Source organism: Pseudomonas sp. LH21 (assembly GCF_036549575.1).
GTDB classification, from domain to species: Bacteria; Pseudomonadota; Gammaproteobacteria; order Pseudomonadales; family Pseudomonadaceae; genus Aquipseudomonas; species Aquipseudomonas peradeniyensis.
Map to the genome: position 1 here is coordinate 5,227,184 of NZ_CP144367.1, position 26,243 is coordinate 5,253,426.

At 62.4% G+C, this 26,243-nt stretch carries 22 protein-coding genes and 2 tRNA genes; 2 read left to right on the forward strand and 22 right to left on the reverse strand.

Features of this window, described 5'->3' with window-relative positions; genetic code table 11:
* Positions 1-87: 87 nt before the first annotated feature.
* The 13 genes from truB to rlmE form a co-directional block, all read right to left on the reverse strand.
* On the reverse strand, positions 88-1,005 hold the full coding sequence (truB, locus tag VUG52_RS23855; protein ID WP_050706984.1) for a tRNA pseudouridine(55) synthase TruB: 918 nt from the start codon (positions 1,003-1,005) through the stop codon (positions 88-90).
* A 3-nt stretch (positions 1,006-1,008) separates the two neighbouring features.
* Positions 1,009-1,407 (reverse strand): 30S ribosome-binding factor RbfA, encoded by a 399-nt coding sequence (gene rbfA, locus VUG52_RS23860; protein ID WP_050706985.1) that lies wholly within the window; start codon positions 1,405-1,407, stop codon positions 1,009-1,011.
* A 116-nt stretch (positions 1,408-1,523) separates the two neighbouring features.
* A complete protein-coding gene (gene infB, locus VUG52_RS23865) occupies positions 1,524-4,064 on the reverse strand; it encodes a translation initiation factor IF-2 (protein ID WP_050706986.1) in 2,541 nt (846 codons plus the stop codon).
* A 27-nt stretch (positions 4,065-4,091) separates the two neighbouring features.
* Entirely contained in the window at positions 4,092-5,573 is a 1,482-nt protein-coding gene (gene nusA, locus VUG52_RS23870; protein ID WP_050706987.1) for a transcription termination factor NusA, read from the reverse strand.
* 59 nt (positions 5,574-5,632) lie between these two features.
* Positions 5,633-6,091, reverse strand: coding sequence for a ribosome maturation factor RimP (rimP, locus tag VUG52_RS23875; RefSeq protein ID WP_050707011.1), 459 nt, complete (start codon positions 6,089-6,091; stop codon positions 5,633-5,635).
* A gap of 130 nt (positions 6,092-6,221) precedes the next feature.
* Positions 6,222-6,298: transfer RNA gene (locus tag VUG52_RS23880), tRNA-Met, on the reverse strand.
* Between the two features lie 98 nt (positions 6,299-6,396).
* Positions 6,397-6,482, reverse strand: a tRNA-Leu gene (locus VUG52_RS23885).
* A 21-nt stretch (positions 6,483-6,503) separates the two neighbouring features.
* The gene (secG, locus tag VUG52_RS23890) at positions 6,504-6,896 is read right to left on the reverse strand and encodes a preprotein translocase subunit SecG (RefSeq protein ID WP_028691255.1); all 393 of its coding nucleotides are present in this window, start codon (positions 6,894-6,896) and stop codon (positions 6,504-6,506) included.
* 4 nt (positions 6,897-6,900) lie between these two features.
* Positions 6,901-7,656 (reverse strand): triose-phosphate isomerase, encoded by a 756-nt coding sequence (gene tpiA, locus VUG52_RS23895; RefSeq protein WP_262952445.1) that lies wholly within the window; start codon positions 7,654-7,656, stop codon positions 6,901-6,903.
* Between the two features lie 66 nt (positions 7,657-7,722).
* The gene (glmM, locus tag VUG52_RS23900) at positions 7,723-9,063 is read right to left on the reverse strand and encodes a phosphoglucosamine mutase (RefSeq protein ID WP_262952446.1); all 1,341 of its coding nucleotides are present in this window, start codon (positions 9,061-9,063) and stop codon (positions 7,723-7,725) included.
* 16 nt (positions 9,064-9,079) lie between these two features.
* Complete coding sequence (folP, locus tag VUG52_RS23905; protein WP_262952447.1) at positions 9,080-9,931, reverse strand: dihydropteroate synthase; 852 nt, start codon at positions 9,929-9,931, stop codon at positions 9,080-9,082.
* An 8-nt stretch (positions 9,932-9,939) separates the two neighbouring features.
* Positions 9,940-11,847, reverse strand: coding sequence for an ATP-dependent zinc metalloprotease FtsH (gene ftsH / locus VUG52_RS23910; RefSeq protein ID WP_028691259.1), 1,908 nt, complete (start codon positions 11,845-11,847; stop codon positions 9,940-9,942).
* Positions 11,848-12,050: 203 nt separating this feature from the next.
* A complete protein-coding gene (rlmE, locus tag VUG52_RS23915; RefSeq protein WP_011532133.1) occupies positions 12,051-12,677 on the reverse strand; it encodes a 23S rRNA (uridine(2552)-2'-O)-methyltransferase RlmE in 627 nt (208 codons plus the stop codon).
* 102 nt (positions 12,678-12,779) lie between these two features.
* On the opposite strand from rlmE, the gene yhbY reads away from it, so the two are divergent.
* Positions 12,780-13,088: a ribosome assembly RNA-binding protein YhbY gene (gene yhbY, locus VUG52_RS23920; protein ID WP_050706991.1), complete on the forward strand. Its 309-nt coding sequence runs from the start codon at positions 12,780-12,782 to the stop codon at positions 13,086-13,088.
* Positions 13,089-13,246: 158 nt separating this feature from the next.
* Here yhbY and VUG52_RS23925 read toward each other — a convergent pair whose 3' ends face one another.
* The 8 genes from VUG52_RS23925 to grpE all read right to left on the reverse strand — a co-directional run bounded on the left by VUG52_RS23925 (position 13,247) and on the right by grpE (position 23,691).
* Positions 13,247-13,687, reverse strand: a complete 441-nt coding sequence (locus VUG52_RS23925; protein ID WP_011532132.1) for a hypothetical protein — start codon at positions 13,685-13,687, stop codon at positions 13,247-13,249.
* Entirely contained in the window at positions 13,665-14,147 is a 483-nt protein-coding gene (greA, locus tag VUG52_RS23930) for a transcription elongation factor GreA (RefSeq protein ID WP_011532131.1), read from the reverse strand. Before greA ends, VUG52_RS23925 begins: the two co-directional genes overlap by 23 nt.
* The gene (gene carB, locus VUG52_RS23935) at positions 14,144-17,365 is read right to left on the reverse strand and encodes a carbamoyl-phosphate synthase large subunit (protein WP_050706992.1); all 3,222 of its coding nucleotides are present in this window, start codon (positions 17,363-17,365) and stop codon (positions 14,144-14,146) included. Before carB ends, greA begins: the two co-directional genes overlap by 4 nt.
* Before the next feature lie 105 nt (positions 17,366-17,470).
* A complete protein-coding gene (carA, locus tag VUG52_RS23940; protein WP_050706993.1) occupies positions 17,471-18,607 on the reverse strand; it encodes a glutamine-hydrolyzing carbamoyl-phosphate synthase small subunit in 1,137 nt (378 codons plus the stop codon).
* A gap of 346 nt (positions 18,608-18,953) precedes the next feature.
* Positions 18,954-19,760 (reverse strand): 4-hydroxy-tetrahydrodipicolinate reductase, encoded by an 807-nt coding sequence (gene dapB / locus VUG52_RS23945; protein WP_050706994.1) that lies wholly within the window; start codon positions 19,758-19,760, stop codon positions 18,954-18,956.
* A gap of 13 nt (positions 19,761-19,773) precedes the next feature.
* The gene (dnaJ, locus tag VUG52_RS23950; RefSeq protein WP_050706995.1) at positions 19,774-20,898 is read right to left on the reverse strand and encodes a molecular chaperone DnaJ; all 1,125 of its coding nucleotides are present in this window, start codon (positions 20,896-20,898) and stop codon (positions 19,774-19,776) included.
* A gap of 211 nt (positions 20,899-21,109) precedes the next feature.
* Positions 21,110-23,035 (reverse strand): molecular chaperone DnaK, encoded by a 1,926-nt coding sequence (gene dnaK, locus VUG52_RS23955; protein ID WP_050706996.1) that lies wholly within the window; start codon positions 23,033-23,035, stop codon positions 21,110-21,112.
* Positions 23,036-23,136: 101 nt separating this feature from the next.
* The gene (grpE, locus tag VUG52_RS23960) at positions 23,137-23,691 is read right to left on the reverse strand and encodes a nucleotide exchange factor GrpE (protein WP_050706997.1); all 555 of its coding nucleotides are present in this window, start codon (positions 23,689-23,691) and stop codon (positions 23,137-23,139) included.
* A 182-nt stretch (positions 23,692-23,873) separates the two neighbouring features.
* On the opposite strand from grpE, the gene recN reads away from it, so the two are divergent.
* Positions 23,874-25,547 (forward strand): DNA repair protein RecN, encoded by a 1,674-nt coding sequence (gene recN / locus VUG52_RS23965; RefSeq protein WP_050706998.1) that lies wholly within the window; start codon positions 23,874-23,876, stop codon positions 25,545-25,547.
* Positions 25,548-25,767: 220 nt separating this feature from the next.
* Here the strand turns inward: recN and fur are convergent, their stop codons facing one another.
* Positions 25,768-26,172, reverse strand: a complete 405-nt coding sequence (gene fur / locus VUG52_RS23970; RefSeq protein ID WP_028691268.1) for a ferric iron uptake transcriptional regulator — start codon at positions 26,170-26,172, stop codon at positions 25,768-25,770.
* Positions 26,173-26,243: the final 71 nt, after the last annotated feature.

The window sequence follows — 26,243 nt, forward strand, 5'->3', positions numbered from 1 at the left end:
TATTAATAAGAAGAGGTGTGACCGTGCCTAATAACAGCCACCCTCGTATCCACCGGTTTCAGCCGAAGCCCCTGCCGGTGGTTCCGGTCATTCCGACCGAATCAGTCGACGCGGCGCGATGCGCCCGTCTTCGCTCACTTCACCGATACCGATGAAGCGGCCATTGTGATCCTGTACCCGGACCATGCCGAACTGCGGCGCGTCCGGCGCGCGTACCGCCTGGCCATGCAGCCAGTAGAACGCGCTGTGCTCGGACAACTGCACCAGCGGCCAGTCCTGCAGCCCGCTGTCGGACGGCATGAGGAAGCGATCGAGCGCTTCATTGCCACCCTCTGCGTGGGCCTGTTCGAGTTCCTCGAGCGTCACGGTCTGTGCCAGCTCGAAGGGGCCCGCCTGGGTACGGCGCAGTTCAGCGACGTAGGCACCACAGCCCAGCGCCTCACCGATATCCTCCACCAGGGTGCGGATATAGGTGCCTTTGCTGCATCCAACCGACAGGCGCGCACGGGTGCCTTCGCACTCGAGCAACTCCAAGCGGCCAATAGTAACAGAACGCGCCTCGCGCTCCACTACCTCTCCTGCACGTGCCAGCTTGTACAGTGGCTGACCATCGCGCTTGAGGGCCGAGTACATCGGCGGCACCTGGAGGATTTCACCCTTGAAACGCGGGATCACGGCCTCGATGTCGGCGCGACCAACGGTCACTTCGCGGGTCTGCAGGACTTCGCCTTCGGCGTCCGCGGTGCTGGTGGTCTGCCCCATCTGCATGACCGTCTCGTAGCCCTTGTCGGAATCGAGCAGGTACTGCGAGAACTTGGTCGCCTCGCCGAAGCACAGCGGCAGCACGCCGGTAGCCAGCGGGTCGAGGCTGCCGGTGTGGCCGGCCTTTTCCGCGTTGAGCAACCAGCGAACCTTCTGCAGCGCCGCGTTGGAGGTGAATCCCAGCGGCTTGTCGAGGAGGATGATGCCGCTGACGTTGCGGCGGATACGTTTGACCTGGGCCACCGCTTACTCCTTGGCGTCCAGCTCGTCGGCATCCTTGTGCAGGCGGTCTTCGGCCACCGCACGTTCGATCAGTGCCGACAGGTGGACACCACGGCTGACGCTCTCATCGAAGTGGAAGTGCAACTGCGGCACGCTGCGCAGCTGCATGACGCGGCCCAGATGCAGGCGCAGGAAGCTCGCGGCACTGGTCAGCGCCTTGAGGGTCTGCGGCACGGCGTCGGTCCCGTCCTGGCCCATCACGGTGATGAACACCTTGGCATGGCCCAGGTCACGGCTGACGTCGACGGCGGTGATGGTCACCAGACCGACACGCGGGTCTTTGACTTCACGGCGGATCAGCTCTGCCAGCTCACGCTGCATCTGATCACCGATACGTTGGGTACGGCTGTATTCTTTTGCCATTCTTGCTACCTGTAACGTAAAGCGGCAAACGCCCGGTCAGGCTGAAGCCTGACCGGGCGCTACCTTGTGAGGCGCCGCCAGCCGCCTTGCGACGGGGCCTGCGCCATGCTCGTCCCTTACAGGGTACGAGCCACCTGGACTTTCTCGAAGACCTCGATCTTGTCGCCAACCTTGACGTCGTTGTAGCTCTTGACGCCAATACCACACTCCATGCCGTTACGCACTTCGGAGGCATCGTCCTTGAAGCGACGCAGCGATTCCAGTTCGCCTTCGAAGATCACCACGTCATCGCGCAGTACGCGGATCGGACGGTTGCGGTACACGGTACCTTCGATGACCATACAGCCAGCGATGGCGCCGAACTTCGGCGAGCGGAACACATCGCGGACTTCGGCGACACCCAGGATGTTCTCGCGAACATCGCTGCCGAGCATGCCGGTCAGGGCCTTCTTGACGTCTTCGATGATGTCGTAGATCACGTTGTAGTAACGCATATCCAGACCTTCCTGCTCGACGATCTTGCGCGCACCGGCATCGGCACGCACGTTGAAGCCGAACAGCACCGCGTTCGAGGCCAGTGCCAGGTTGGCGTCGCTCTCGGTGATACCACCGACGCCGCCACCAATGACGCGTACCTGAACTTCGTCGTTGCCCAGGCTGCCGAGCGAACCCTGCAGCGCTTCGAGGGAACCACGCACATCGGTCTTGAGGACGATGTTGAGGGTCTTCTTCTCTTCCTGACCCATGGTCTCGAAGATGTTTTCCAGCTTGCCGGCGTGAGCACGGGCCAGCTTGACCTCGCGGAACTTGCCTTGACGGAACAGCGCAACTTCACGCGCTTTCTTCTCGTCAGCAACCACCGACATCTCTTCGCCAGCGTCCGGCGTACCGTCCAGGCCAAGGATCTCGACCGGGATCGACGGGCCGGCTTCCTTCACAGGCTTGCCGTTCTCGTCGAGCATGGCGCGCACGCGGCCATAGTTGGAGCCGACCAGGACCATGTCGCCCTGACGCAGGGTACCGTCCTGAACCAGGATGGTGGCCACCGGGCCACGGCCCTTGTCCAGGCGCGACTCGACCACGACACCACGACCAGGAGCGGTCGGAGTGGCCTTGAGTTCGAGGATCTCGGCCTGCAGCAGGACAGCTTCGAGCAGTTCGTCGACGCCGGTACCCATCTTCGCCGAAACCTTGACGAACGGCGTGTCACCACCCCAGTCCTCGGAGGTCACGCCTTCGACCGACAGCTCGTTACGGATGCGATCGAGGTCGGCACCCGGCTTGTCGATCTTGTTCACGGCGACTACCAGCGGAACGCCAGCCGCTTTCGCGTGCTGAACGGCTTCGCGGGTCTGCGGCATCACGCCGTCGTCCGCCGCCACCACCAGGATGACGATGTCGGTCGCCTTGGCACCACGGGCACGCATCTGGGTGAACGCAGCGTGGCCCGGGGTGTCGAGGAAGGTGACCATGCCACGGTCGGTTTCGACGTGGTAGGCACCGATGTGCTGGGTAATACCACCGGCTTCGCCAGCGGCCACCTTGGCACGACGGATGTAGTCGAGCAGCGAGGTCTTGCCGTGGTCGACGTGGCCCATGACGGTCACGACCGGAGCACGCGAGGTGGTCTCACCTTCGAACTTCAGCGATTCGGCCAGGGAGTCTTCCAGGGCAGTGTCGCTGACCAGGGTGACCTTGTGGCCCAGCTCTTCGGCAACCAGCTGAGCGGTTTCCTGGTCAAGCACCTGGTTGATGGTGACCGGGGTGCCCAGCTTGAACATGAACTTGACGACTTCAGCGGCCTTGACCGACATCTGTTGCGCCAGTTCCGAGACAGTGATGGTCTCGCCGATGGTCACGTCACGAATGACCGGACCGGTCGGGCTCTGGAAGCCGTGCGCATTGCGCTTCTTGCCCTTGCCCTTGCCACCGCGGCCACGACGGAAGCCATCGCTTTCTTCGTCGGTGGTGCGAGGTGCAGCGCGCGGAGTCGGAGCCTTTTCCTTCTCCTTGACCTTGACCTTGACCGACATGCGCGGCGCTTCGCCACGACCGGCCGCAGCCTGGCCACCACCGCGACGATCGTCATCACGGGTACGGCTTTCGTTGCGACGGGTCTCGTCTTTCTTGCGCTCGGCGGCACGGGCGGCGGCGTCTTCGGACACCGGCGCGTTGGCCACTACCGGGGCAGCAACCGGGGCAGGCTCGGCCTTCGGCGCTGGCGCGGCGGCCGGGGCCTCGGCAGCCTGACGGCGTGCCTGCTCCTCGTTGCGCTGGCGAACTTCGGCTTCAACCTTTTCGCGGGCGGCATTTTCAGCGGCGCGGCGTTCTTCCTGCTCACGCTTCTGCTCAGCCTGGATCTCTTCCGGGCTGCGCTGCACGAATACTTTCTTCTTGCGTACTTCTACGCTGATGCTCTTGCTACCGGCGACACGCAGAGTGCTGGTGGTCTTGCGCTGCAAGGTGATCTTGCGCGGTTCTTCCGCCTTGCTCTTGTGGCTGCTCTTCAAATGAGTCAGCAGGGTCTGCTTCTCATTGTCGGTCACTACCTGACCGGCGTCGGTGTGCGGCAGACCTGCCTCACGCATCTGCTGCAGCAGGCGCTCTACCGGTGCCTCGACCTCTTGGGCCAGTTCTTTCACCGTGACTTGCGTCATGCACTTCTCTCCTCAGGCCGCGCCTAATTACTCGAACCAGTGGGCTCGGGCGGCCATGATCAACTTGCCGGCACGCTCTTCGTCGATGCCGTCGATGTCGAGCAGGTCGTCAATCGACTGCTCGGCCAGGTCTTCGCGGTTAACCACGCCGCGCACCGCCAGTTCCGCCGCCAGGTCCTTGTCCATGCCCTCGAGGGAGAGCAGGTCTTCAGCCGGATGGGCGTCTGCCAGTTTTTCTTCGGTAGCGATGGCCTTGGTCAACAAACGGTCCTTGGCTCGAGCGCGGAGCTCATTGACGATGTCCTCGTCAAAGCCATCGATGTTGAGCATTTCTTCCAACGGTACGTAGGCAATCTCTTCGAGGCTGGTGAAGCCTTCGTCGACCAGCACTTGTGCCAGCTCCTCGTCGACTTCCAGTTCCTCGATGAAGTTGCGCAGGATGTCGCCGGTCTCAGCTTGCTGCTTGGCCTGGATGTCCTTCTCGGTCATCACGTTCAGGGTCCAGGCAGTCAGCTGGCTGGCCAGGCGGACGTTCTGGCCGCCACGTCCGATGGCCTGCGCCAGGTTGTCCTCGGCCACGGCGATGTCCATTGCATGGGCATCTTCATCAACGATGATCGCGGCAACTTCTGCCGGCGACATGGCGTTGATGACGAACTGCGCCGGGTTCTCGTCCCACAGGACGATATCCACACGCTCGCCACCCAGCTCGCCGGATACGGCCTGGACGCGCGAACCACGCATGCCGATGCAGGCGCCTTGCGGGTCGATGCGCTTGTCCTTGGAGCGGACGGCGATCTTGGCGCGCGACCCCGGATCACGGGAGGCGGCCATGACTTCGATGAGGCCTTCGGCGATTTCCGGCACTTCGATGCGGAACAGCTCGATCAGCATCTGCGGCGCGGTGCGCGACAGGATCAGCTGAGGACCGCGGTTCTCGGTGCGGATTTCCTTGAGCAGCGCACGCAGGCGTACGCCGACACGGAAGGTCTCACGGGGAATGATGTCTTCGCGGGCCAGCAGCGCTTCGGCGTTGTTGCCCAGGTCGACGATGACGTTGTCGCGGGTAACTTTCTTGACGGTACCGGAGATGATTTCGCCCACGCGCTCGCGGTAAGCATCGACCACCTGGGCGCGCTCAGCTTCGCGAACCTTCTGCACAATGACTTGCTTGGCGGTTTGCGCAGCAATGCGGCCGAATTCGATCGACTCGATCTTCTCTTCGATCACGTCGCCAACTTTGGCTTCAGGATGACTTTCCTGAATCTTTGCTGGCCAGACCTCGATTGCCGGATCATCCAGATCCGCTTCTTCGACGACCGTCCAGCGACGGAAGGTCTCGTAGCTACCGGTGTGGCGGTTGATTTCCACACGGAGGTCGACTTCGTCTTCAAAACGCTTTTTGGTTGCAGTAGCCAGGGCCACTTCCAGCGCTTCGAAAATGACGCCGGGCGGTACACCCTTTTCGTTGGATACCGATTCAACAACCAGCAGTACTTCTTTGCTCATCGTACGCCTCGCCTTGCGCAAGCCATTGGCCCCGGATCTTTCACCGGGCCCGGCACGTCTCAGTCAAAACTGGGAATAATATTGGCCTTGTCGATCGAGTCGATCGGCAACAGGAACTCGTGCTGGTCTACCTGCACCACCACATCCTGCTCCTCCACACCGCGGAGGAGGCCCTGGAAGTTACGACGGCCCTCGAAGGGCGTACGCAGCTTGATCTTCACCTGCTCGCCGGCATGCGCAGCAAACTGTTCTAAGGTGAACAGCGGGCGGTCCATGCCTGGAGAGGACACCTCGAGGGTATATTCAGAGCTGATCGGATCTTCCACATCGAGAATGGCGCTTGCCTGACGGCTGACGGCTTCGCAGTCGTCCACCAGAATCCCGCCTTCCTTGTCGATGTAGATACGCAGTACCGAATGCTTGCCTTGGGAGACGTATTCGATCCCCCAGCATTGGTAGCCCAGGCCCTCGACCACCGGGGCCAACAAGGCCTGCAACTGTTCTAGCTTGCTCGACACCTGAACCCCCTCGTGCATGCTGTGCAAATAAAAAATGGGCGAAGCGCCCATCCCTGAAAGCGCCGTTGGACAACGGCGCCGAAAACTGTTCGGCTAGCAAAAAGCCCCTGAAAAGGGGCTCTGCTGAAGCTGGTTGCGGGGGCTGGATTTGAACCAACGACCTTCGGGTTATGAGCCCGACGAGCTACCAAGCTGCTCCACCCCGCGACAAAGCTGGGGCGAAAGTATAAGACTGAACCCTTTGCTGGGTCAATCCGACCTCCACCTGCAAGAAAGCCCGCTAAAGCGGGCTCTCATGCTTCAATTGGTACCGAGAAGGGGACTCGAACCCCTACACCCTATGGGCACAACCACCTCAAGGTTGCGTGTCTACCAATTCCACCACCTCGGCAATACTACTTCTTGAAACCCGTTACTGCTGCTCTTTGGCTGGAGGAGGTACGTCACCAGAGTTGGTGGTTTCGCTCTTCTGCTGCTGGAGCACCGGTACATCATCATTGACTGCCGGCTTTGGCTCTTTGACTTCCAGCACTGCTGGATCTGGCAGACCAGCTTGAGTCAGCTGGTGAGCCTGCTGCTTGGCGAAGTATCCTAACCCAAGTGCAGTCAAAAAGAAAGTGGCAGCAAGTATAGCAGTAACTTTACTCAAAAAGGTAGCGGAACCTTGGCTTCCGAACACAGTATTTGAAGCACCTGCGCCGAAAGATGCACCCGCTTCCGCACCTTTACCCTGTTGCAGCAGCACCATTACAACCAGTGCCAACGCTGCCAACAGATGAAAAACAACTACGACTGTTTCCAGCATTTGTTCAGTTTCCTGCGGCGCGACAAATTGCACCGAATTCGTCTGCGTTCAGGGAAGCCCCACCAATGAGCCCCCCATCGATATCCGGCATGCCGAACAGTTCAGCCGCATTGGCCGCCTTCACGCTGCCGCCGTAGAGAAGTTGCACATTTTCTGCAACTTCGGCGTCCTTCGCCGCCAACTGCTTGCGGATGGCTGCATGCACATCCTGGGCTTGCTGTGGCGAGGCCGTCAAACCAGTACCAATGGCCCAAACAGGCTCATAGGCAATAACCGCATTGGCGAAAGCCTTGATACCGAACATGTCGATAACACTGCTTAGTTGACGCCCTACAACTTCGAGCGTCTCACCTGCCTCGCGCTCTGCAAGAGTTTCCCCTATACACAGCACTGGCGTCAAACCACTTTTCTGAGCGGCTGCAAACTTCTGATTCAGCACTTCGTCACTTTCACCAATAATCTGGCGACGCTCGGAATGCCCAATCAATACATACTTGCAACCGACTTCAGCCAACTGACTCGGTGCAACTTCGCCGGTCAGCGCGCCTTGTTCAGGCTGTACCGCAGAATTCTGTGCTCCAACGATGATCCCCTTGCCTTTTAGCCCATCAACGACTTCGTTGATGAACAGGGCCGGCGGAAACACCGCGACTTCGATACCATCGGGAATGAGCATTTCGCCCAAGCCCTGAGTCAGCTCAGCGACGCTGGCGCGGGTACCGTGCATCTTCCAGTTACCAGCTACCATGGGGCGACGCATGCTTTACCTCGTCGGTCAAAGTGGGCGCAGATCTTACCCAACCCGATCTGCGCTGGCAAGCCTCTTTCAGGCACAAACTTCTTCGACCAGCTTGGCCAGGGCCTCGGCATGGCCACGTACCTGGTTTTCGTCGTCGCCCTCGACCATCACCCGCACCAGCGGCTCGGTACCGGACTTGCGCAGCAGCACCCGCCCACGACCGGCCATGGCCTCGGTGGCCTTGGCGCTGGCTTCCTTGACCAGGGGGTTTTCCAGCGGGTCGTTCTTGCCGGCCGCGAAGCGCACGTTGATCAGCACCTGAGGGCACTTGCGCACGGCCTGGCGGGCCTGGGCAAGGTTTTCGCCGCGACGTTTCAGCGCCATCAGCACCTGCAGCGCGGCGATGATCGCATCGCCGGTGGTGGTGTGACCGCCGCAGACGACATGACCGGAATTTTCGCCACCCAGCAGCCACTCGCGCTCGAGCAGTTCGGCCATGACATAGCGGTCGCCCACCTTGGCCCGCACGAACGGGATATCCAGTTCCTTGAACGCCAGCTCCAGGCCCAGGTTGCTCATCAGGGTACCGACCACGCCACCCTGCAGCTTGCCACGCTCCTGCATGTCGCGACCGATGATGAACAGCAGTTCGTCACCGTCGACGATGGCGCCGGTGTGATCGACCATCAGCACGCGGTCGCCGTCGCCGTCGAAGGCGATACCGAGATCCGCATGCCCGACCAGGACCGCCGCCTGCAGCGACTCGATATGGGTCGAACCGCAGCCCTCGTTGATGTTCAGGCCATCCGGGGCGGCGTGCAGCACGGTGACATCGGCACCCAGTTCACGGAACACACTCGGCGCGACCTTGTAGGTGGCGCCATGGGCGCAGTCCACGACGACCTTCAGGCCTTCGAAGCTGGTACTGCTGGGCACGCTGCTCTTGCAGAACTCGATGTAGCGGCCCGCCGCGTCATTGATGCGCGAGACCTTGCCCAGCTTGCTGGACTCGACGACATTCATCGGCTGGTCGAGCAGCTCCTCGATCATCAGCTCGACTTCGTCCGGCAGCTTGGTGCCGGCACCGGAGAAGAACTTGATGCCATTGTCGTCATGGGGGTTGTGCGAGGCGCTGATGACGATACCGGCCTCAGCATGGAAGGTGCGGGTCAGGTAGGCGATGGCCGGCGTCGGCATAGGGCCGAGCAGCATCACGTCGGCGCCGGCTGCGGACAGGCCCGCCTCGAGCGCGGATTCGAACATGTAGCCGGAGATCCGCGTGTCCTTGCCCACCAACACGCGGCAGTTGCCCTGCTTGCGGAAGGCCATGCCGGCGGCCCAGCCGAGTTTCAGCATGAAGTCCGGGGTGATCGGGAATTGACCTACGCGGCCACGGATACCATCGGTACCAAAGTATTTTCTGCTCATAGTGACTCCAATGTTCTTATTCGGCGCTCTGGACCGCAGCGATCATGCGCACGACATCGACGGTTTCGGTGACGTCGTGTACCCGCAGGATGCTTGCGCCCTTGGTCATGGCCAGGGCGGCCAGGGCCAGACTACCGTAGAGCCGCTCGCCGACCGGACGGTCCAGCGCGAGGCCGATCATGCTCTTGCGCGAGACACCCACCAAGAGTGGCCGCCCCAGGCGATAGAGCGCTTCCATGTGCTTGAACAGGCTGAGGTTATGCTCAAGGGTCTTGGCAAAGCCGAACCCAGGGTCGAGGATGATGCGCTCAGCCCCGATGCCGGCCGCCGCGCAGGCGGCCATGCGCTGTTCAAGATAGCGCGTTACATCGGCTGTCACATCCTCGTACTGCGGATTGTCCTGCATGGTGCCCGGCTCGCCACGCATATGCATCAAGCACACCGGCAGGCCGCTATCGGCCGCCGCATCGAGCGCACCATCGCGCTCCAGGGCGCGCACATCGTTGATCAACCCTGCGCCAAGGCGGGCCGTCTCGCGCATGACCGAAGGCGTCGAGGTGTCGACCGAGATGATCACATCGAGCCGACTGCTGATCGCCTCGACAATTGGCGCCACGCGCTCCAATTCCTCGATGGGCGATACCGCACGCGCCCCCGGACGGGTGGACTCGCCACCTACGTCGATCAGGGTCGCACCGGCCGCTACCATCTCCTCGGCATGGCGCAAGGCCGCATCGCGCTGGCTGAAGCGCCCACCATCGGAGAACGAGTCTGGGGTGACGTTGAGGATACCCATGACATGGGTACGGGACAAATCAAGAACCCGGTTGCCGCAAGGCAACCGGGTCGGGTACTGCGTCAAGCTCATAGATACCCTTAGTGTTGAGCCGCTGGACCGCCGATCGGCGATTCCGGACGATCGTCCTGGGAAGCCTGGTTGCCGGAGGTACCGGAATCATTGTCCCAGTCACGCGGCTCGCGCGGGGTACGGCCAGCCATGATGTCGTCGATCTGGTCGGCATCGATGGTTTCGTACTTCATCAAGGCCTCGGCCATCGCGTCGAGCTTGTCGCGGTTGTCGGTAAGGATCTGCTTGGCCGTGGCGTAGCACTGATCGATGATGCTGCGCACCTCGGAGTCGATCATCTTGGCAGTCTCGCCCGAGACGCTGGCGTGCTGGCTCGCCGCGCTGCGACCGAGGAACACCTCGCCCTCCTCTTCGGCGTACATCAGCGGGCCGAGTTTCTCGGACAGGCCCCACTTGGTGACCATGTTCCGGGCAATCTGGCTGGCGCGCATGATGTCGTTGGAGGCGCCGGTGGTGACACCGTCGAAGCCCAGGGTCATCTCTTCGGCGATACGGCCACCGTACAGCGAGCAGATCTGGCTGATCAGCGCGCGCTTGGACAGGCTGTAGCGGTCCTCTTCCGGCAGGAACATGGTCACGCCCAGGGCACGGCCACGGGGAATGATCGAGACCTTGTAGACCGGGTCGTGCTCGGGAACGACGCGACCGACGATGGCGTGGCCCGCCTCGTGGTAGGCGGTGTTCTGCTTCTCTTTTTCGGACATGACCATGGTCTTGCGCTCGGCGCCCATCATGATCTTGTCCTTGGCCAGTTCGAATTCCTTCATCTCGACCAGGCGCTTGCTGGCTCGGGCGGCGAACAGCGACGCCTCGTTGACCAGGTTGGCCAGGTCGGCACCGGAGAAGCCCGGCGTACCACGGGCGATGACCGCCGCGTTGACGTTCTCGCCGACCGGCACTTTGCGCATGTGCACCTTGAGGATCTGTTCACGACCACGGATATCCGGCAGGCCGACCACAACCTGCCGGTCGAAGCGGCCGGGACGCAGCAGCGCCGGGTCGAGCACGTCGGGACGGTTGGTGGCGGCGATGACGATGATGCCATCGTTCATCTCGAAGCCGTCCATCTCGACCAGCAATTGGTTCAGGGTCTGCTCACGCTCGTCGTGACCGCCACCCATGCCGGCGCCACGGTGGCGACCGACGGCGTCGATCTCGTCAATGAAGATGATGCACGGTGCGTGCTTCTTGGCCTGTTCGAACATGTCGCGAACACGGCTGGCACCCACGCCGACGAACATCTCGACGAAATCGGAACCGGAGATGGTGAAGAACGGCACCTTGGCTTCACCGGCAATGGCCTTGGCCAGCAGGGTCTTACCGGTACCGGGCGGGCCGACCATCAGCACGCCACGAGGGATGCGGCCACCCAGGCGCTGGAACTTGCCCGGGTCGCGCAGGAACTCGACCAGTTCGCCCACTTCTTCCTTGGCCTCGTCGCAGCCTGCGACGTCGGCCAGAGTGGTTTTCACCTGGTCTTCGGACAGCAGGCGCGCCTTGCTCTTGCCAAAGCTCATCGGCCCGCCCTTGCCACCGGCACCGCCCTGCATCTGGCGCATGAAGAACATGAACACGGCGATGATCACCAGGATCGGGAAGCTGGCGACCAGCAACTGGGTCCAGATGCTCTGCTGCTCAGGCTGCTTGCCTTCGACGGTGACGTGGTTGTCCACCAGGTCGCCGATCAGGCCGTTGTCGGTAATGGCCGGGCGCACGGTCTTGAAGTTGTCGCCATCGGTGCGCTTGCCGGTAATGATGTAGCCGTCGACGGTCACGCGCTCGACCTTGCCATCCTTGACCTGCTGGATGAAGTCGGAATAGTTGAGGGTCTGCGGCTCGTTAGGGCTGGAGAAGTTGTTCATCACCGTCACCAGGACGGCGGCGATGATCAACCACAGGATCAGATTCTTTGCCATGTCGTTCAATTCGCTACCCTCTGAGGCCGGCGCACGACGCAGCCGTGCCTCGCATGATATTCATCGCCCTAACTTACTACATTACCCACGCATCCGCAGGCACCGTCTGTAACCCTTTGTGAAAGCTAGACTACACGAAGTTCGGACGATCCAGACGGGGCGGCCGATTGGAAATAACTATCGGCAACCCCGCAATACGCCTTTCATGCGCCCTTGAAACCCTTGCCCAACAGGTACTGTTCACGGGAACGGTCTCGCGAGGACGACGGCTTGCGCATCTGCACCTTGTCGAACTTGCTGCGCACGTCCTTGAGGTACATGTCGAAGCCCTCGCCCTGGAAAATCTTGATCAGGAAATCTCCGCCGGGCTTGAGCACGCGGGTCGCCAGATCCAGGGCCAGTTCGCAGAGGAACATGGCGCGCGGCATGTCCACCGCAGGCGTACCACTCATATTGGGGGCCATATCGGAAATCACAAGGTCGACGTGCGAATCGCCGACCGCCTGCAGGATCTGCTGCAGCACTTCGTCCTGGGTGAAGTCGCCCTGGATGAAGGTGACATCGGGGATCGAGTCCATTTCCAGGATGTCCGAGGCGATCAGCCGGCCCTGGCCGCCAATCAGACGACTGGTCACCTGCGACCAGCCACCGGGAGCCGCACCGAGGTCGATCACGCTCATGCCGGGACGGATCAGGCGGTCTTTCTCCTGGATCTCCAGCAGCTTGTAGCTCGCGCGCGAGCGGTAGCCATCCTTCTGCGCCTGCTTGACGAAAGGATCGTTGAAATGTTCGCGCAGCCAGTTTGCGCTGCTTTTGGAACGTTGTACCACGGGGCACCTCGATGATATGCGTCGTGTTTGACTGGGCGGAGCCACAGGCCCTCGGGTAAAATGCCCGTCAATTTTACAGAATCAGACGAAAAGGGTCAGATTATGCCGCTCAATAACGAGCAGAAGAAGCAATACAAGTCCATTGGTCATGACCTGAAGCCGGTCCTGATCGTTGCTGGCAACGGTTTGAATGAAGGCGTGATCGCCGAACTGGAGCGCGCCCTGGTCGACCATGAGCTGATCAAGGTCGAGATTCGCTCGGAAGATCGCGAGGAGCGCGCCGAGACCATCGCCGCGCTGTGCAAGGCCGGCCGCGCCGAACTGGTGCAGACCATCGGCAAGAAAGCGCTGATCTACCGCAAGAACCCGCAACCGAACAAGCAGCTGTCCAACATTCACCGTTACAAGTAACGTCCAGGACAGCGCATACCCATGTAGGAGCGGCCTTGTGCCGCGAAAGGGCCGCAAAGCGGCCCCGGTAATATCTGCAGCGAAGCTGATACCTGGGGCCGCTTCGCAGCCCTTTCGCGGCACAAGGCCGCTCCTACAAAGGCCGCGTCACACTTCGACTAGCGCCGAGCCCTGACCGGGACCGGCTGGGCCACCAGCACAATGCCGGAGAAGCCCAGCACCAGGAAGCAGAACATCTGCCACCGCTCGCCCACCGAAATCCCGTAGCGCAGCGTGTAGTAGCTGACGCAGGCGCCGAAGCCGAGCAGCAGCATCTGGCCGCGGAACTGCCGCCACCAGGCCGCCAGGCCATCCACCCTCGCCAGCACCGCCAACTGGGTCAACAACCCGAGCATGGCCACGCCAATCAACCAGCGGTCGATCTGCGCAGCCACGTCGTGCACCAACAGTGGCGCCAGGCCGCTGACCTTGAGCGCCGGCACCAGCCCCACATGGAACACCCACAGGCCGCCGACCCAGAACACCTGGGCCAGTTGCCAGAGGATCCCCTCGAGGGATGGCGCCCGCAGGCGCCGGTCAGATGTGCTTGACTTCGACAATCTCGTACTCGACCGTGCCACTTGGCGTCTTGACGACGACAGTATCACCTTCTTCCTTGCCGATGATGGCACGGGCGATCGGCGCACCGCTGGAGAGCTTGCCCTGCTTCACGTCGGCTTCGTCTTCGCCGACGATCTGGTAGGTCACCTCTTCATCGGTCTCGGTGTTCGCCAGCACCACGGTGGTGCCGAAGATTACCTTGCCGGTGTGGGCGATGGTGGTGACGTCGATCACCACCGAGTTCTGCAGACGGCCTTCGATATCGCGGATGCGCGCCTCGACCATGCCCTGCTCCTCGCGGGCGGCGTGGTATTCGGCGTTTTCCTTGAGATCGCCCAGCTCGCGAGCCTCGCCGATCGCCTGGCTCAGGCGCGGGCGCTCGGTCTTGCTCAGGAACAGATGCTCTTCCTCCAGGGCGCGAGCGCCCTGGACGGTCATCGGGTACTTGGTAATGCTCATGCTTTGAGTCCTGCATGCAGATCCTGCAGGCGACGAACGGTCTTTTCCGGACCGAATTTCAGCGCCTCGCAGATGGCTTCACCGGCCGCAATGGTCGTGGTGCAGTAGATCTTGTGCTGCAACGCATTGCGACGAATCGAGTAGGAGTCGGCGATCGACTGGCGGCCTTCGGTGGTGTTGATGATCAGCGACACTTCGTCGTTCTTGATCATGTCGACCACGTGCGGACGACCCTCGGTCACCTTGTTCACGCGACGCACTTTCAGGCCGGCCGCTTCGATCACCTTGGCGGTGCCGGCGGTGGCGACCACTTCGAAGCCCAGGGCGATCAGGTCGCGGGCAACGCCAGCCACCTGCGGCTTGTCGTCGTCGCGCACGCTGATGAACGCGGTACCGCCGGTCGGCAGCACTTCGCTGGCGCCCATCTGGGCCTTGGCGAAGGCTTCGCCGAAGCTGTCGCCGACGCCCATGACTTCACCGGTCGATTTCATCTCAGGGCCGAGGATCGGGTCAACCCCCGGGAACTTGGCGAACGGGAAGACGGCTTCCTTGACGCTGTAGAAGTTCGGGATGATTTCCTGGGTGAAGCCCAGCTCTTTCAGGGTCTTGCCGGCCATGACACGAGCCGCGATCATCGCCAGGGAAGTGCCGATGCACTTGGAGACGAACGGTACGGTACGCGAGGCGCGCGGGTTGACCTCGATCACGTAGATCTTGTCGCCCTGCAGGGCCAGCTGCACGTTCATCAGGCCGACCACGCCCAGCTCCAGGGCCATTTTCTTGACCTGGACGCGGACTTCGTCCTGCACTTCCTGGCTCAGCGAGTAAGGCGGCAGCGAGCACGCCGAGTCGCCGGAGTGAACACCGGCCTGCTCGATGTGCTGCATGATCGCGCCGATCACCACATCGGTGCCGTCGCAGACCGCATCCACGTCCATCTCGATGGCGCAGTTGAGGAAGTGGTCGAGCAGCACCGGGCTGTCGTTGGAGACCTGTACCGCTTCACGCAGGTAGCGCTTGAGCTCGTCCAGCTCGTAGACGATCTCCATGGCGCGGCCGCCCAGCACGTAGGACGGACGAACCACCAGCGGGTAGCCGATCTTGCCAGCGGCAGCGATGGCTTCGTCTTCGCTGCGAACGGTGGCGTTTGGCGGCTGCAGCAGGTTCAGGCGCTGGACCATCTGCTGGAAGCGCTCGCGGTCTTCGGCGCGGTCGATGGCGTCCGGGCTGGTACCGATGATCGGTACGCCGGCTTCTTCCAGGGCACGCGCCAGTTTCAGCGGGGTCTGGCCGCCGTAGTGGACGATCACGCCTTTTGGCTTCTCGACGCGGCAGACTTCCAGCACGTCTTCCAGGGTCAGCGGCTCGAAGTACAGGCGGTCGGAGGTGTCGTAGTCGGTGGAGACGGTTTCCGGGTTGCAGTTGACCATGATGGTCTCGTAACCGTCTTCACGCAGCGCCAGTGCGGCGTGCACGCAGCAGTAGTCGAACTCGATGCCCTGGCCGATACGGTTCGGGCCGCCACCCAGGATCATGATCTTGTCGCGGGTCGACGGGTTGGCCTCGCACTCTTCCTCGTAGGTCGAGTACAGGTAGGCGGTGTCGGTGGCGAACTCGGCGGCGCAGGTGTCGACGCGCTTGTACACCGGGAACACTTCCAGCTTGTGGCGGTGACGGCGCAGGTTCTTGTCAGTGATGCCGAGCAGCTTGGCCAGGCGCTGGTCCGAGAAGCCCTTGCGCTTGAGGCGCAGCATGTAGTCCTTGTCGATCGACGACAAGGCCAGGGTCTTGACCTTCTCTTCTTCCTTGATCAGGTCTTCCATCTGCACCAGGAACCACAGGTCGATGCCGGTCAGGGCAAAGATTTCCTCGATGGTCATGCCCGAACGCATGGCGTCGGCGACGTACCAGATGCGCTCGGCGCCCGGCACGGTCAGTTCGCGCTTGAGGATGCTGGCGGCTTCCGGGCTGGCCAGGTCGACTTTCGGGTCGAGGCCGCAGGCGCCGACTTCCAGGCCGCGCAGGGCTTTCTGCAGGGATTCCTGGAAGGTGCGGCCGATGGCCATGACTTCACCCACGGATTTCATCTGGGTGGTCAGGCGGGCGTCGGCTTTCGGGAATTTCTCGAAGGCGAAGCGTGGCAGCTTGGTAACGACGTAGTCGATCGACGGCTCGAAGGACGCCGGGGTGCGGCCGCCGGTGATGTCGTTCTGCAGTTCGTCGAGGGTGTAGCCGATGGCCAGCTTGGCAGCGATCTTGGCGATCGGGAAGCCGGTGGCCTTGGAAGCCAGGGCCGAGGAACGCGAAACCCGCGGGTTCATCTCGATCACGACCATGCGGCCGGTGTTCGGGCAGATACCGAACTGCACGTTGGAACCGCCGGTCTCGACACCGATTTCACGCAACACCGCCAGCGAGGCGTTGCGCATGATCTGGTATTCCTTGTCGGTCAGGGTCTGTGCCGGAGCAACGGTGATCGAGTCACCGGTGTGCACGCCCATCGGGTCGAAGTTCTCGATCGAGCAGACGATGATGCAGTTGTCCTTCTTGTCGCGGACCACCTCCATCTCGTATTCCTTCCAGCCGATCAGCGATTCGTCGATCAGCAGTTCCTTGGTCGGCGACAGGTCCAGACCCCGGGTGCAGATTTCTTCGAACTCTTCACGGTTGTAGGCGATACCACCGCCCGTGCCGCCCATGGTGAACGATGGGCGGATGATGCATGGGAAGCCGAGCTTCTCGAGGACTGCGTTGGCCTCCTCCATGCTGTGGGCGATACCGGAACGCGGGCACTCCAGACCGATGTCTTTCATGGCCTTGTCGAAGCGCGAACGGTCTTCGGCCTTGTCGATGGTGTCGGCGTTGGCACCGATCATCTCCACGCCGAACTTTTCCAGAACGCCGTGGCGCTCCAGGTCCAGGGCGCAGTTCAGTGCGGTCTGGCCACCCATGGTCGGCAGCACTGCGTCCGGGCGCTCTTTCTCGATGATCTTGGCCACCGACTGCCACTTGATCGGCTCGATGTAGGTGGCGTCGGCCATGGCCGGGTCGGTCATGATGGTGGCCGGGTTGGAGTTCACCAGGATGACGCGGAAACCTTCCTCGCGCAGGGCTTTACAGGCCTGGGCGCCGGAGTAGTCGAATTCACAGGCCTGGCCGATCACGATCGGGCCAGCGCCGAGAATCAGGATGCTTTTGATGTCTGTACGTTTTGGCATGGTTGTCACTCAAATCCGGGGTCAGTCGGCAAGCCGCTTTGAACAATCTGGGTCAGGCGCTGCCGGGCGCGGCGCGAGCCGGCCCGGGGCCTTGAAGCAGGATGCTCAGCGGCGCTTGGCCATGGCATCGGTGAAACGATCGAACAGTGGCGCGACATCGGTCGGGCCTGGGCTCGCTTCAGGGTGGCCCTGGAAGCTGAACGCGCTCTTGTCGGTGCGCTCGATACCCTGCAGGGTACCGTCGAACAGCGACTTGTGGATGGCGCGCACGTTGCCCGGCAGGGTGGCTTCGTCGACGGCGAAACCGTGGTTCTGGCTGGTGATCATGACCACGCCGGTGTCCAGGTCCTGGACCGGGTGGTTGGCACCGTGGTGGCCGTGGCCCATCTTCACGGTCTTGGCGCCGGAGGCCAGGGCCAGCAGCTGGTGGCCGAGGCAGATACCGAACACCGGAATCTCGGTGTCGAGGATCTCTTTGATCGCCTGGATCGCGTAGTCGCACGGCTCGGGATCGCCAGGGCCGTTGGACAGGAACACGCCATCAGGATTGAGCGCCAGGACTTCGCTGGCCGGGGTCTGGGCGGGCACCACGGTGACGCGGCAGCCACGGGCGACCAGCATGCGCAGGATGTTCAGCTTGACGCCGTAGTCGAAGGCGACGACATGGTACGGCAGGTCGGCGGCATCGATGGTCGGGTGGCTGTCGGTCTTCAGCTCCCAGACGCTGGAACGCCACTCGTAGCGCTCCTTGGTCGAGACCACCTTGGCCAGGTCCATGCCCTTCAGGCCCGGGAAGGCGCGGGCAGCGGCGATGGCGGCCTCTTCGCTGATGTTGTCGCCGGCCAGGATGCAGCCGTTCTGGGCGCCTTTCTCACGCAGGATGCGGGTCAGGCGACGGGTATCGATGCCAGCGATGGCGACGACGTTGTTGGCTTTCAGGTATTCGGGCAGGGACTGGGTGTTGCGCCAGTTGCTGGCCAGCAGCGGCAGATCGCGAATCACCAGGCCCGCGGACCAGACGCGATTCGATTCGGCGTCTTCGGCGGTGGTGCCGGTGTTGCCGATGTGCGGGTAAGTCAGGGTAACGATTTGCTGGGCGTAGGAAGGGTCTGTGAGGATTTCCTGGTAGCCGGTCATTGCAGTATTGAACACGACCTCACCAACGGTCTGACCGTCGGCTCCAATGGCTTCACCGCGAAAAATGCTGCCATCGGCAAGGGCGAGTATGGCTGGCTTAGTCAAGAAGACCTCCCGTAAATCAAGCCTGAAAGGGCGATCGCAGGTTGCAAAAAAGCGGAATGACGTATGGACACGTCACCCCGCTTTTATGCTGAATTAGTCTGCGCGCTTTTAGTGGACACACTAAAGCTGTAGCTTACAGAAAAATGCGTTTTGGGTCTACCGGGAATGTGTCTCCAAAACGCAGGATTGCGACAGAGGGGACATTGCAGCGACCCCTGCTGTGTAGGAGCGGCCTTGTGCCGCGAAAGGGCCGCGCAGCGGCCCCGGCAATTCTGAATGGTTCAGAGATCCTAGGGCCGCTGCGCGGCCCTTTCGCGGCACAAGGCCGCTCCTACAGAGGACGGTGTCAATGCAGCTCGAGCACATCCTGCATGTCGTACAGCGCAGGCTCGCGCCCGTCCAGCCACAGCGCGGCACGCACCGCGCCCTTGGCGAAGGTCATGCGGCTCGAGGCCTTGTGGGTGATCTCCAGACGCTCGCCTTCAGCGGCGAACAGCACGGTGTGGTCACCGACCACGTCACCCGCACGCACGGTGGCGAAACCGATGGTCTGGCGATCACGGGCGCCGGTCTGGCCTTCACGGCCATACACCGCCACCTCGCGCAGGTCGCGCCCCAGTGCATTGGCGACCACTTCACCCATGCGCAGCGCGGTACCCGACGGCGCATCGACCTTGTGCCGATGGTGGGCCTCGATGATCTCGATATCCACGTCGTCACCCAGCACCCGCGCCGCCATGTCCAGCAGCTTGAGGCTGAGGTTGACGCCCACGCTGAAGTTGGCGGCGAAGACGATCGGGATCTCCTTGCCCGCCTCGACCAGCAACGCCTTCTCCTCGGCACTGAAGCCGGTGGTGCCGATAACCATGGCCTTGCCCGCCTTGCGGCAGAACGCCAGGTTCTTCAGGGTCACCGACGGATGGGTGAAGTCGATCAGCACATCGAACTCATCGACGACCTTGGCCAGGTCGTCAGAGATGGTCACGCCGATGCGCCCCAGCCCCGCCAGCTCACCCGCGTCGGCACCGACCAGGGAGCTGTCCGGACGATGGATGGCCGCGGTCAGGCCGGCCTTCGGCGCCTGCTGCTGCACGGCCTCGATCAGCACCTTGCCCATGCGCCCGGCGGCGCCCATCACTGCAATACGTCGCATAGCCTGTTCCTTCTCAGAGATCGCCGAAGAAGCGCTTCACGCCCTCGAACCAGCCACTGGCCTTGGGCGAATGGGAGCTGTCGCCCTCGAGGGAATCACGCAGCTCCTCGAGCAGCTCGCGCTGACGGCGGCTGAGGTTGACCGGCGTCTCCACCGCCACACGGCACAGCAGGTCGCCCGCCGCGCCACCGCGCACCGGCGCCACGCCCTTGCCGCGCAGACGGAACTGCTTGCCGGTCTGGGTACCTTCGGGGATCTTCAGCTTCACGCGACCGTCGAGGGTCGGCACTTCCAGCTCGCCACCCAGGGCGGCATCGGTGTAGCTGATCGGCACTTCGCAGTAGAGGTGCTTGCCGTCGCGCTGGAAAATCGGGTGCTCGCGCACATTGACGACCACATAGAGGTCACCGGCAGGGCCGCCATGGGCGCCCGCCTCGCCTTCGCCGGACAAGCGAATGCGATCACCGGTATCGACACCGGCCGGCACCTTGACCGACAGCGTCTTGTATTCCTCGACACGACCTTCGCCGTGGCACGAACCGCAAGGGTCGGTGATGATCTTGCCCTGGCCATGGCAGCGCGGGCAGGTCTGCTGCACGGCGAAGAAGCCCTGCTGCATGCGCACCTGGCCGATGCCGCCGCAGGTCGGGCAGGTCGACGGCGTCGAACCCTTCTTGGCGCCGGAGCCGTCGCACGGCTTGCAGTTGACCAGCGTGGGCACGCGAATGTTGACCGTGGTGCCGCGCACCGCCTCTTCGAGGTTGAGCTCGAGGGTGTAGCGCAGGTCACTGCCGCGCTGGACACCCCCACGACCGCCACCGCGGCCGCCGCCGAAGAAGTCGCTGAAGACATCGCCGAAGATATCGGAGAAGTTGGCGCCACCGAAACCGGCACCGCCGCCACCCATGCTCGGGTCGACGCCGGCGTGGCCATACTGGTCGTATGCCGCGCGCTTGCTGGCATCGGACAGCACTTCGTAGGCCTCGTTGGCCTCCTTGAACAGGTCTTCCGATTCCTTGTCGCCCGGATTGCGGTCCGGGTGGTACTTCATCGCCAGACGGCGGTAGGCTTTCTTGAGATCACCTTCACTGGCGCCACGCTCGACACCCAGGACCTCATAAAAATCACGCTTTGCCATAGGTCATATGCACTCTTGGGGGCGTTCGGCATACCTCGGCGCATCGTGCGCCATGCCACCAGCACCTGTCGTCATAGGCGAATACGCCGTGACAGATGCCGTAAATAATTCTCGTGTTCCAGACACGCCAACGCGGGAGCAAGCTCCCGCGCGGCGACATCCTACCAGTTCACCAGCAAACGACGATGAACCGGCCGACAACATGCAGGAATTACTGCTTGTTGTTGTCTTTCACTTCTTCGAACTCGGCGTCAACCACGTCATCGTGCTTGGCTTCCGGCTCGGCCTGCTGGGCGCCGCCCTGCGGTTGCTCGGCCTGCTGCTCTGCGTACATCTTCTGAGCGACTGGCGCCGAGACCTTGGACAGCTCCTCGACCTTGGCGTCGATGGCGGCCTTGTCGTCGCCTTTGACGGCGGCTTCCAGGGCGACCACGGCAGCCTCGATGGCGGTCTTCTCTTCAGCGGTGACCTTGTCACCGGCTTCAGTGATCATCTTGCGGGTCGAGTGGACCAGCGCGTCACCCTGGTTACGGGCGGCGGCCAGCTCTTCGAACTTGCGGTCTTCCTCGGCGTTGGCCTCGGCGTCACGCACCATTTTCTCGATTTCTTCGTCGGACAGGCCGGAGTTGGCCTTGATCACGATCGACTGCGCCTTGCCGGTAGCCTTGTCCTTCGCGCCGACGTGCAGGATGCCGTTGGCGTCGATGTCGAAGGTCACTTCGATCTGCGGCACGCCGCGCGGAGCCGGCGGGATGTCGGCCAGGTCGAACTTGCCCAGCGACTTGTTCTGCGAAGCTTGCTTGCGCTCGCCCTGCAGCACGTGGATGGTCACGGCGCCCTGGTTGTCGTCGGCGGTCGAGAACACCTGCGACTTCTTGGTCGGAATGGTGGTGTTCTTCTCGATCAGCGCGGTCATCACGCCGCCCATGGTTTCGATACCCAGGGTCAGCGGGCTGACGTCCAGCAGCAGCACGTCCTTCACGTCACCAGCCAGAACGGCGCCCTGGATGGCGGCACCCATGGCAACGGCTTCGTCCGGGTTGACGTCTTTGCGTGCTTCTTTACCGAAGAAGTCGGCAACGGCTTTCTGCACCATCGGCATACGGGTCTGGCCACCGACCAGGATCACGTCGTCGATCTTGCTGGCGTCGATGCCGGCATCCTTTAGGGCGATGCGGCATGGCTCGATGGTACGGTTGACCAGGTCTTCGACCAGCGACTCCAGCTTGGCGCGGGAGATCTTCACGTTCAGGTGCTTCGGACCGGTCGCATCTGCAGTGATGTACGGCAGGTTGACGTCGGTCGACTGAGCGGAGGACAGCTCGATCTTGGCTTTTTCAGCGGCTTCTTTCAGGCGCTGCAGGGCCAGGGGATCGTTCTTCAGGTCCATGCCGGACTCTTTCTTGAACTCGTCGACGAGGTAGTCGATCAGGCGCATGTCGAAGTCTTCGCCACCCAGGAAGGTGTCGCCGTTGGTGGCCAGTACTTCGAACTGGTGCTCACCGTCGACTTCGGCGATTTCGATGACCGATACGTCGAAGGTACCACCACCCAGGTCATAGACGATGACGGTGTGGTCGCCCTTGCCCTTGTCCATGCCGTAAGCCAGCGCGGCGGCGGTCGGCTCGTTGATGATACGCTTCACGTCCAGGCCAGCGATGCGGCCGGCGTCCTTGGTCGCCTGGCGCTGGCTGTCGTTGAAGTAGGCCGGAACGGTGATGACCGCTTCGGTGACCGGCTCGCCGAGGTAGTCTTCGGCGGTCTTCTTCATTTTTTTCAGGACTTCGGCGCTGATCTGCGGCGGAGCCATCTGCTTGTCGGCGGCCTCGACCCAGGCGTCACCGTTGTTGGCCTTGACGATCTTGTAAGGCACCAGTTTGATGTCTTTCTGCACGACATCTTCTTCGAAACGGCGGCCGATCAGGCGCTTCACCGCGAACAGGGTGTTGTGCGGGTTGGTGACCGCCTGGCGCTTGGCCGACTGGCCAACCAGGATCTCGCCGTCGTTGGCGTAGGCGATGATCGAAGGCGTGGTACGCGCGCCTTCGGCGTTCTCGATGACCTTGGCGGTGCCGTTTTCCAGCACGGAGACGCAGGAGTTGGTGGTCCCCAGGTCGATACCGATGATTTTACCCATGTTGATTCTCCCGAAACTTGAATTTGGTAGCAGCGACTGCTTTGGCCAACTGCACTAATACTTGAAGGCTTGACACCTAGATGGGGGTGCCCGGAAGGATTTCAAGCCTTTTCGTTGATCGAAGGCTGCGGGGCGCTGGGCGCCTTGCTGACCACCACCATGGCGGGGCGTAGCAGGCGGCCGTTGAGCAGGTAGCCCTTCTGGAACACGTTCAGCACGCTGTTCGGCTCGACATCGGCGCTTTCCTGCATGGCCATCGCCTGGTGGTGCTCGGCGTTGAATGGCTGGCCGTGCGGCTCGATGGTCTCCAGGTTGTAGCGCTTGAGGGTGTCCTGGAACATCTTCAGGGTCAGCTCGATACCTTCGCGCATCGGCTTGATGGTCTCGTCATCAGCGCTGGACAGTTCCAGGCCACGCTCCAGGCTGTCGATGATCGGCAGCAGGTCGCCAGCGAACTTCTCCAGGGCGAACTTGTGGGCCTTCTCGACATCCTGCTCGGCACGGCGGCGGATGTTCTGCAGGTCGGCGGCGGCGCGCAGGGACTGGTCCTTGGCGGCGGCCAGCTGCTCCTCGAGCTCCAGGACACGGGCATCGGCATTCGCGGCGCCTGCTTCTTCGGAATTCAGGTTCTTCTCATCCAGCTGTTCGTCAGCCATTGGGTTTCTCCTCCACGATTTCTGTCGTGCGAGCCAGGCTCGCCATGTCTTGCCGGCTATATGGGGTCGGAAAAACCAGGTTCAAGGGGGGAGGTGCTTTTCCACATTCGTCGACCGGCTATTGGCAGACTCGCAAAAAGCACTGTATAAATATCCAGACACGACCCTTCGGGAGCCGCCCCATGCTGGTGCACCTGTCCATTCACAACTACGCCATCGTCGAACACCTCGACCTCGAGATCGCCCGTGGCATGTCCGTCATCACCGGCGAGACCGGGGCCGGCAAGTCGATCATGCTCGACGCCCTCGGCCTGGCCCTGGGCGACCGCGCCGACAGCGGCGTGGTGCGCCCGGGCACCGACAAGGCCGACATTCTCGCCACCTTCGACCTGGTCGACATCCCCGAGGCGCACGCCTGGCTCACCGAGCGCGACCTGGAAAGCGACGGCCCGTGCATCCTGCGCCGGGTGATCACCGCCGAGGGCCGCAGCCGTGGCTACATCAACGGCACCCCCTGCCCATTGGGCGACCTCAAGGCCCTGGGCGAGCTGCTGATCGACATCCACAGCCAGCATGAGCACCAGTCGCTGCTGAAGACCGACACCCACCGCCGCCTGGTGGACGAGTACGCCGGCGCCAGCGACCTGGCCCGCCAGGTCCAGCTGGCCGCCAAGCGCTGGAACCAGACGCGCCAGGAACTGGAGCGCCTGAGCAATTCCGGCGATGAGCAACGGGCACGCCACCAGCTGCTCAGCTACCAGCTGGAAGAACTGGAGAACCTCGGCCTCGGCGAAAACGAGCTGGAACAGCTGGAGCAGGAACACAAGAACCTGACCAACGCCGAGGCGCTGTTCGGCATCTGCCGCCAGGTCATCGACCAGTGCAGCGAAAGCGACTCGGGCAACGTGCTGAGCGCCCTGACCGTCAGCCTCAACCGGCTCACCGCGGTCGTCAACGGCCCCAAGGCACTGGGCGAGGCCGTCAACCTGATCGCCAGCGCGCAGATCCAGGTGGAGGAAGCCGTCGGCGAGCTCAACCGTTTCCTCGACAACTTCGACGCCGACCCGATGCGACTACAGGCCCTCGAAGAACGCCTGGATACTATCTATACCCTCGCCCGCAAGCACCGCGTGCACCCCACCGAATTGCCGCACCTGCAGCAGCGCCTGATGGAAGAACTGGAAGGGTTGAATGCCAGCGACGAGTCGATCGAGCGCCTCGGCGAGGAACTGGCCGCCTACGCCCAGCACTATAAAGAGAAGGCTGGCGAGCTGAGCGCGCTGCGCCAGCAGGCCGCCAAGCAGCTGGCCACCGCCGTCGAGCAGGAGATCCAGCGCCTGGGCATGCCCGGCGGGCGGTTCTGCATCGAGCTCACGCCCTTCGACAACAGCGACCTCTCGCCCCATGGCCTGGAGCAGGTCGAACTGCTGGTCAGCGCCAACCCCGGCCAGCCACTCAAGGGCCTGGCCAAGGTCGCCTCGGGCGGTGAGCTGTCGCGTATCAGCCTGGCGATCCAGGTGATCACCGCGCAGACCTCGCGCATTCCGACCCTGGTGTTCGACGAAGTGGACGTGGGGATCGGCGGGCCGACGGCAGAGATCGTCGGCCAGTTGCTTCGCCGCCTCGGCGAGCGCGGCCAGGTCCTGACCGTGACCCACCTGCCCCAGGTGGCAGCGCAGGGCCATCACCACCTGTTCGTGCACAAGGTGCGCAACAGCGACACCACGCACACCGCCGTGGCCAGCCTGGGCAAGCGCGAACGGGTCGAGGAAGTGGCGCGGATGCTGGGCGGGATCGACCTGACCAAGGAATCGCTGGCCCATGCGCGCAAGATGGTGGTGAGCAGCAAGGCCTGAGCCTGCGCGATACCTGTAGGAGCGGCCTTGCGCCGCGAAAAGGGCGCGTAGCGGCCTCGGGATCTCTGCATGACTCAAAATTGCAGGGGGCCGCTAGCAGCCCTTTCCGGCCGGTCCGACGCCTCGGCAAGGCCGCTCCTACAAGGGGATTTGTACGCTGGCCCAGAAAGCACAAAGGCGACCCTAGGGTCGCCTTTGTCATCAATATCGATCTAAATCGTTACTTCTTTTTACGCACATACAGAACCAGATTGTGGTCCACCAGCTCGAAACCATGCTCGGCAACGATCTCTTTCTGGCGCTTCTCGATTTCGGCATCGAAGAATTCAATGACTTCACCGCTGTCCACGTTGACCATGTGATCGTGGTGCTTGCCATCCGCCAGCTCGAACACCGCGTGGCCGCCATCAAAGTTGTGGCGCTCCACCAGGCCCGCCGCTTCGAATTGGGTCAGCACGCGGTACACGGTCGCCAGACCGACATCCTCGCCAGCTTCCATCAGCGCCTTGTAGACATCCTCGGCACTCATGTGACGCTGCTCGGCGGAGTCGAGCATCTGAAGAATCTTGACTCGAGGCAGGGTTACCTTGAGGCCCGCTTTGCGCAATTCGCTATTTTCAACCATGGTCAGCTTTCTCGCCGATGCTGCTTCGCAGCTTCTCTTAATACGGGTATGATCGGGGTTTACGTTGTCCA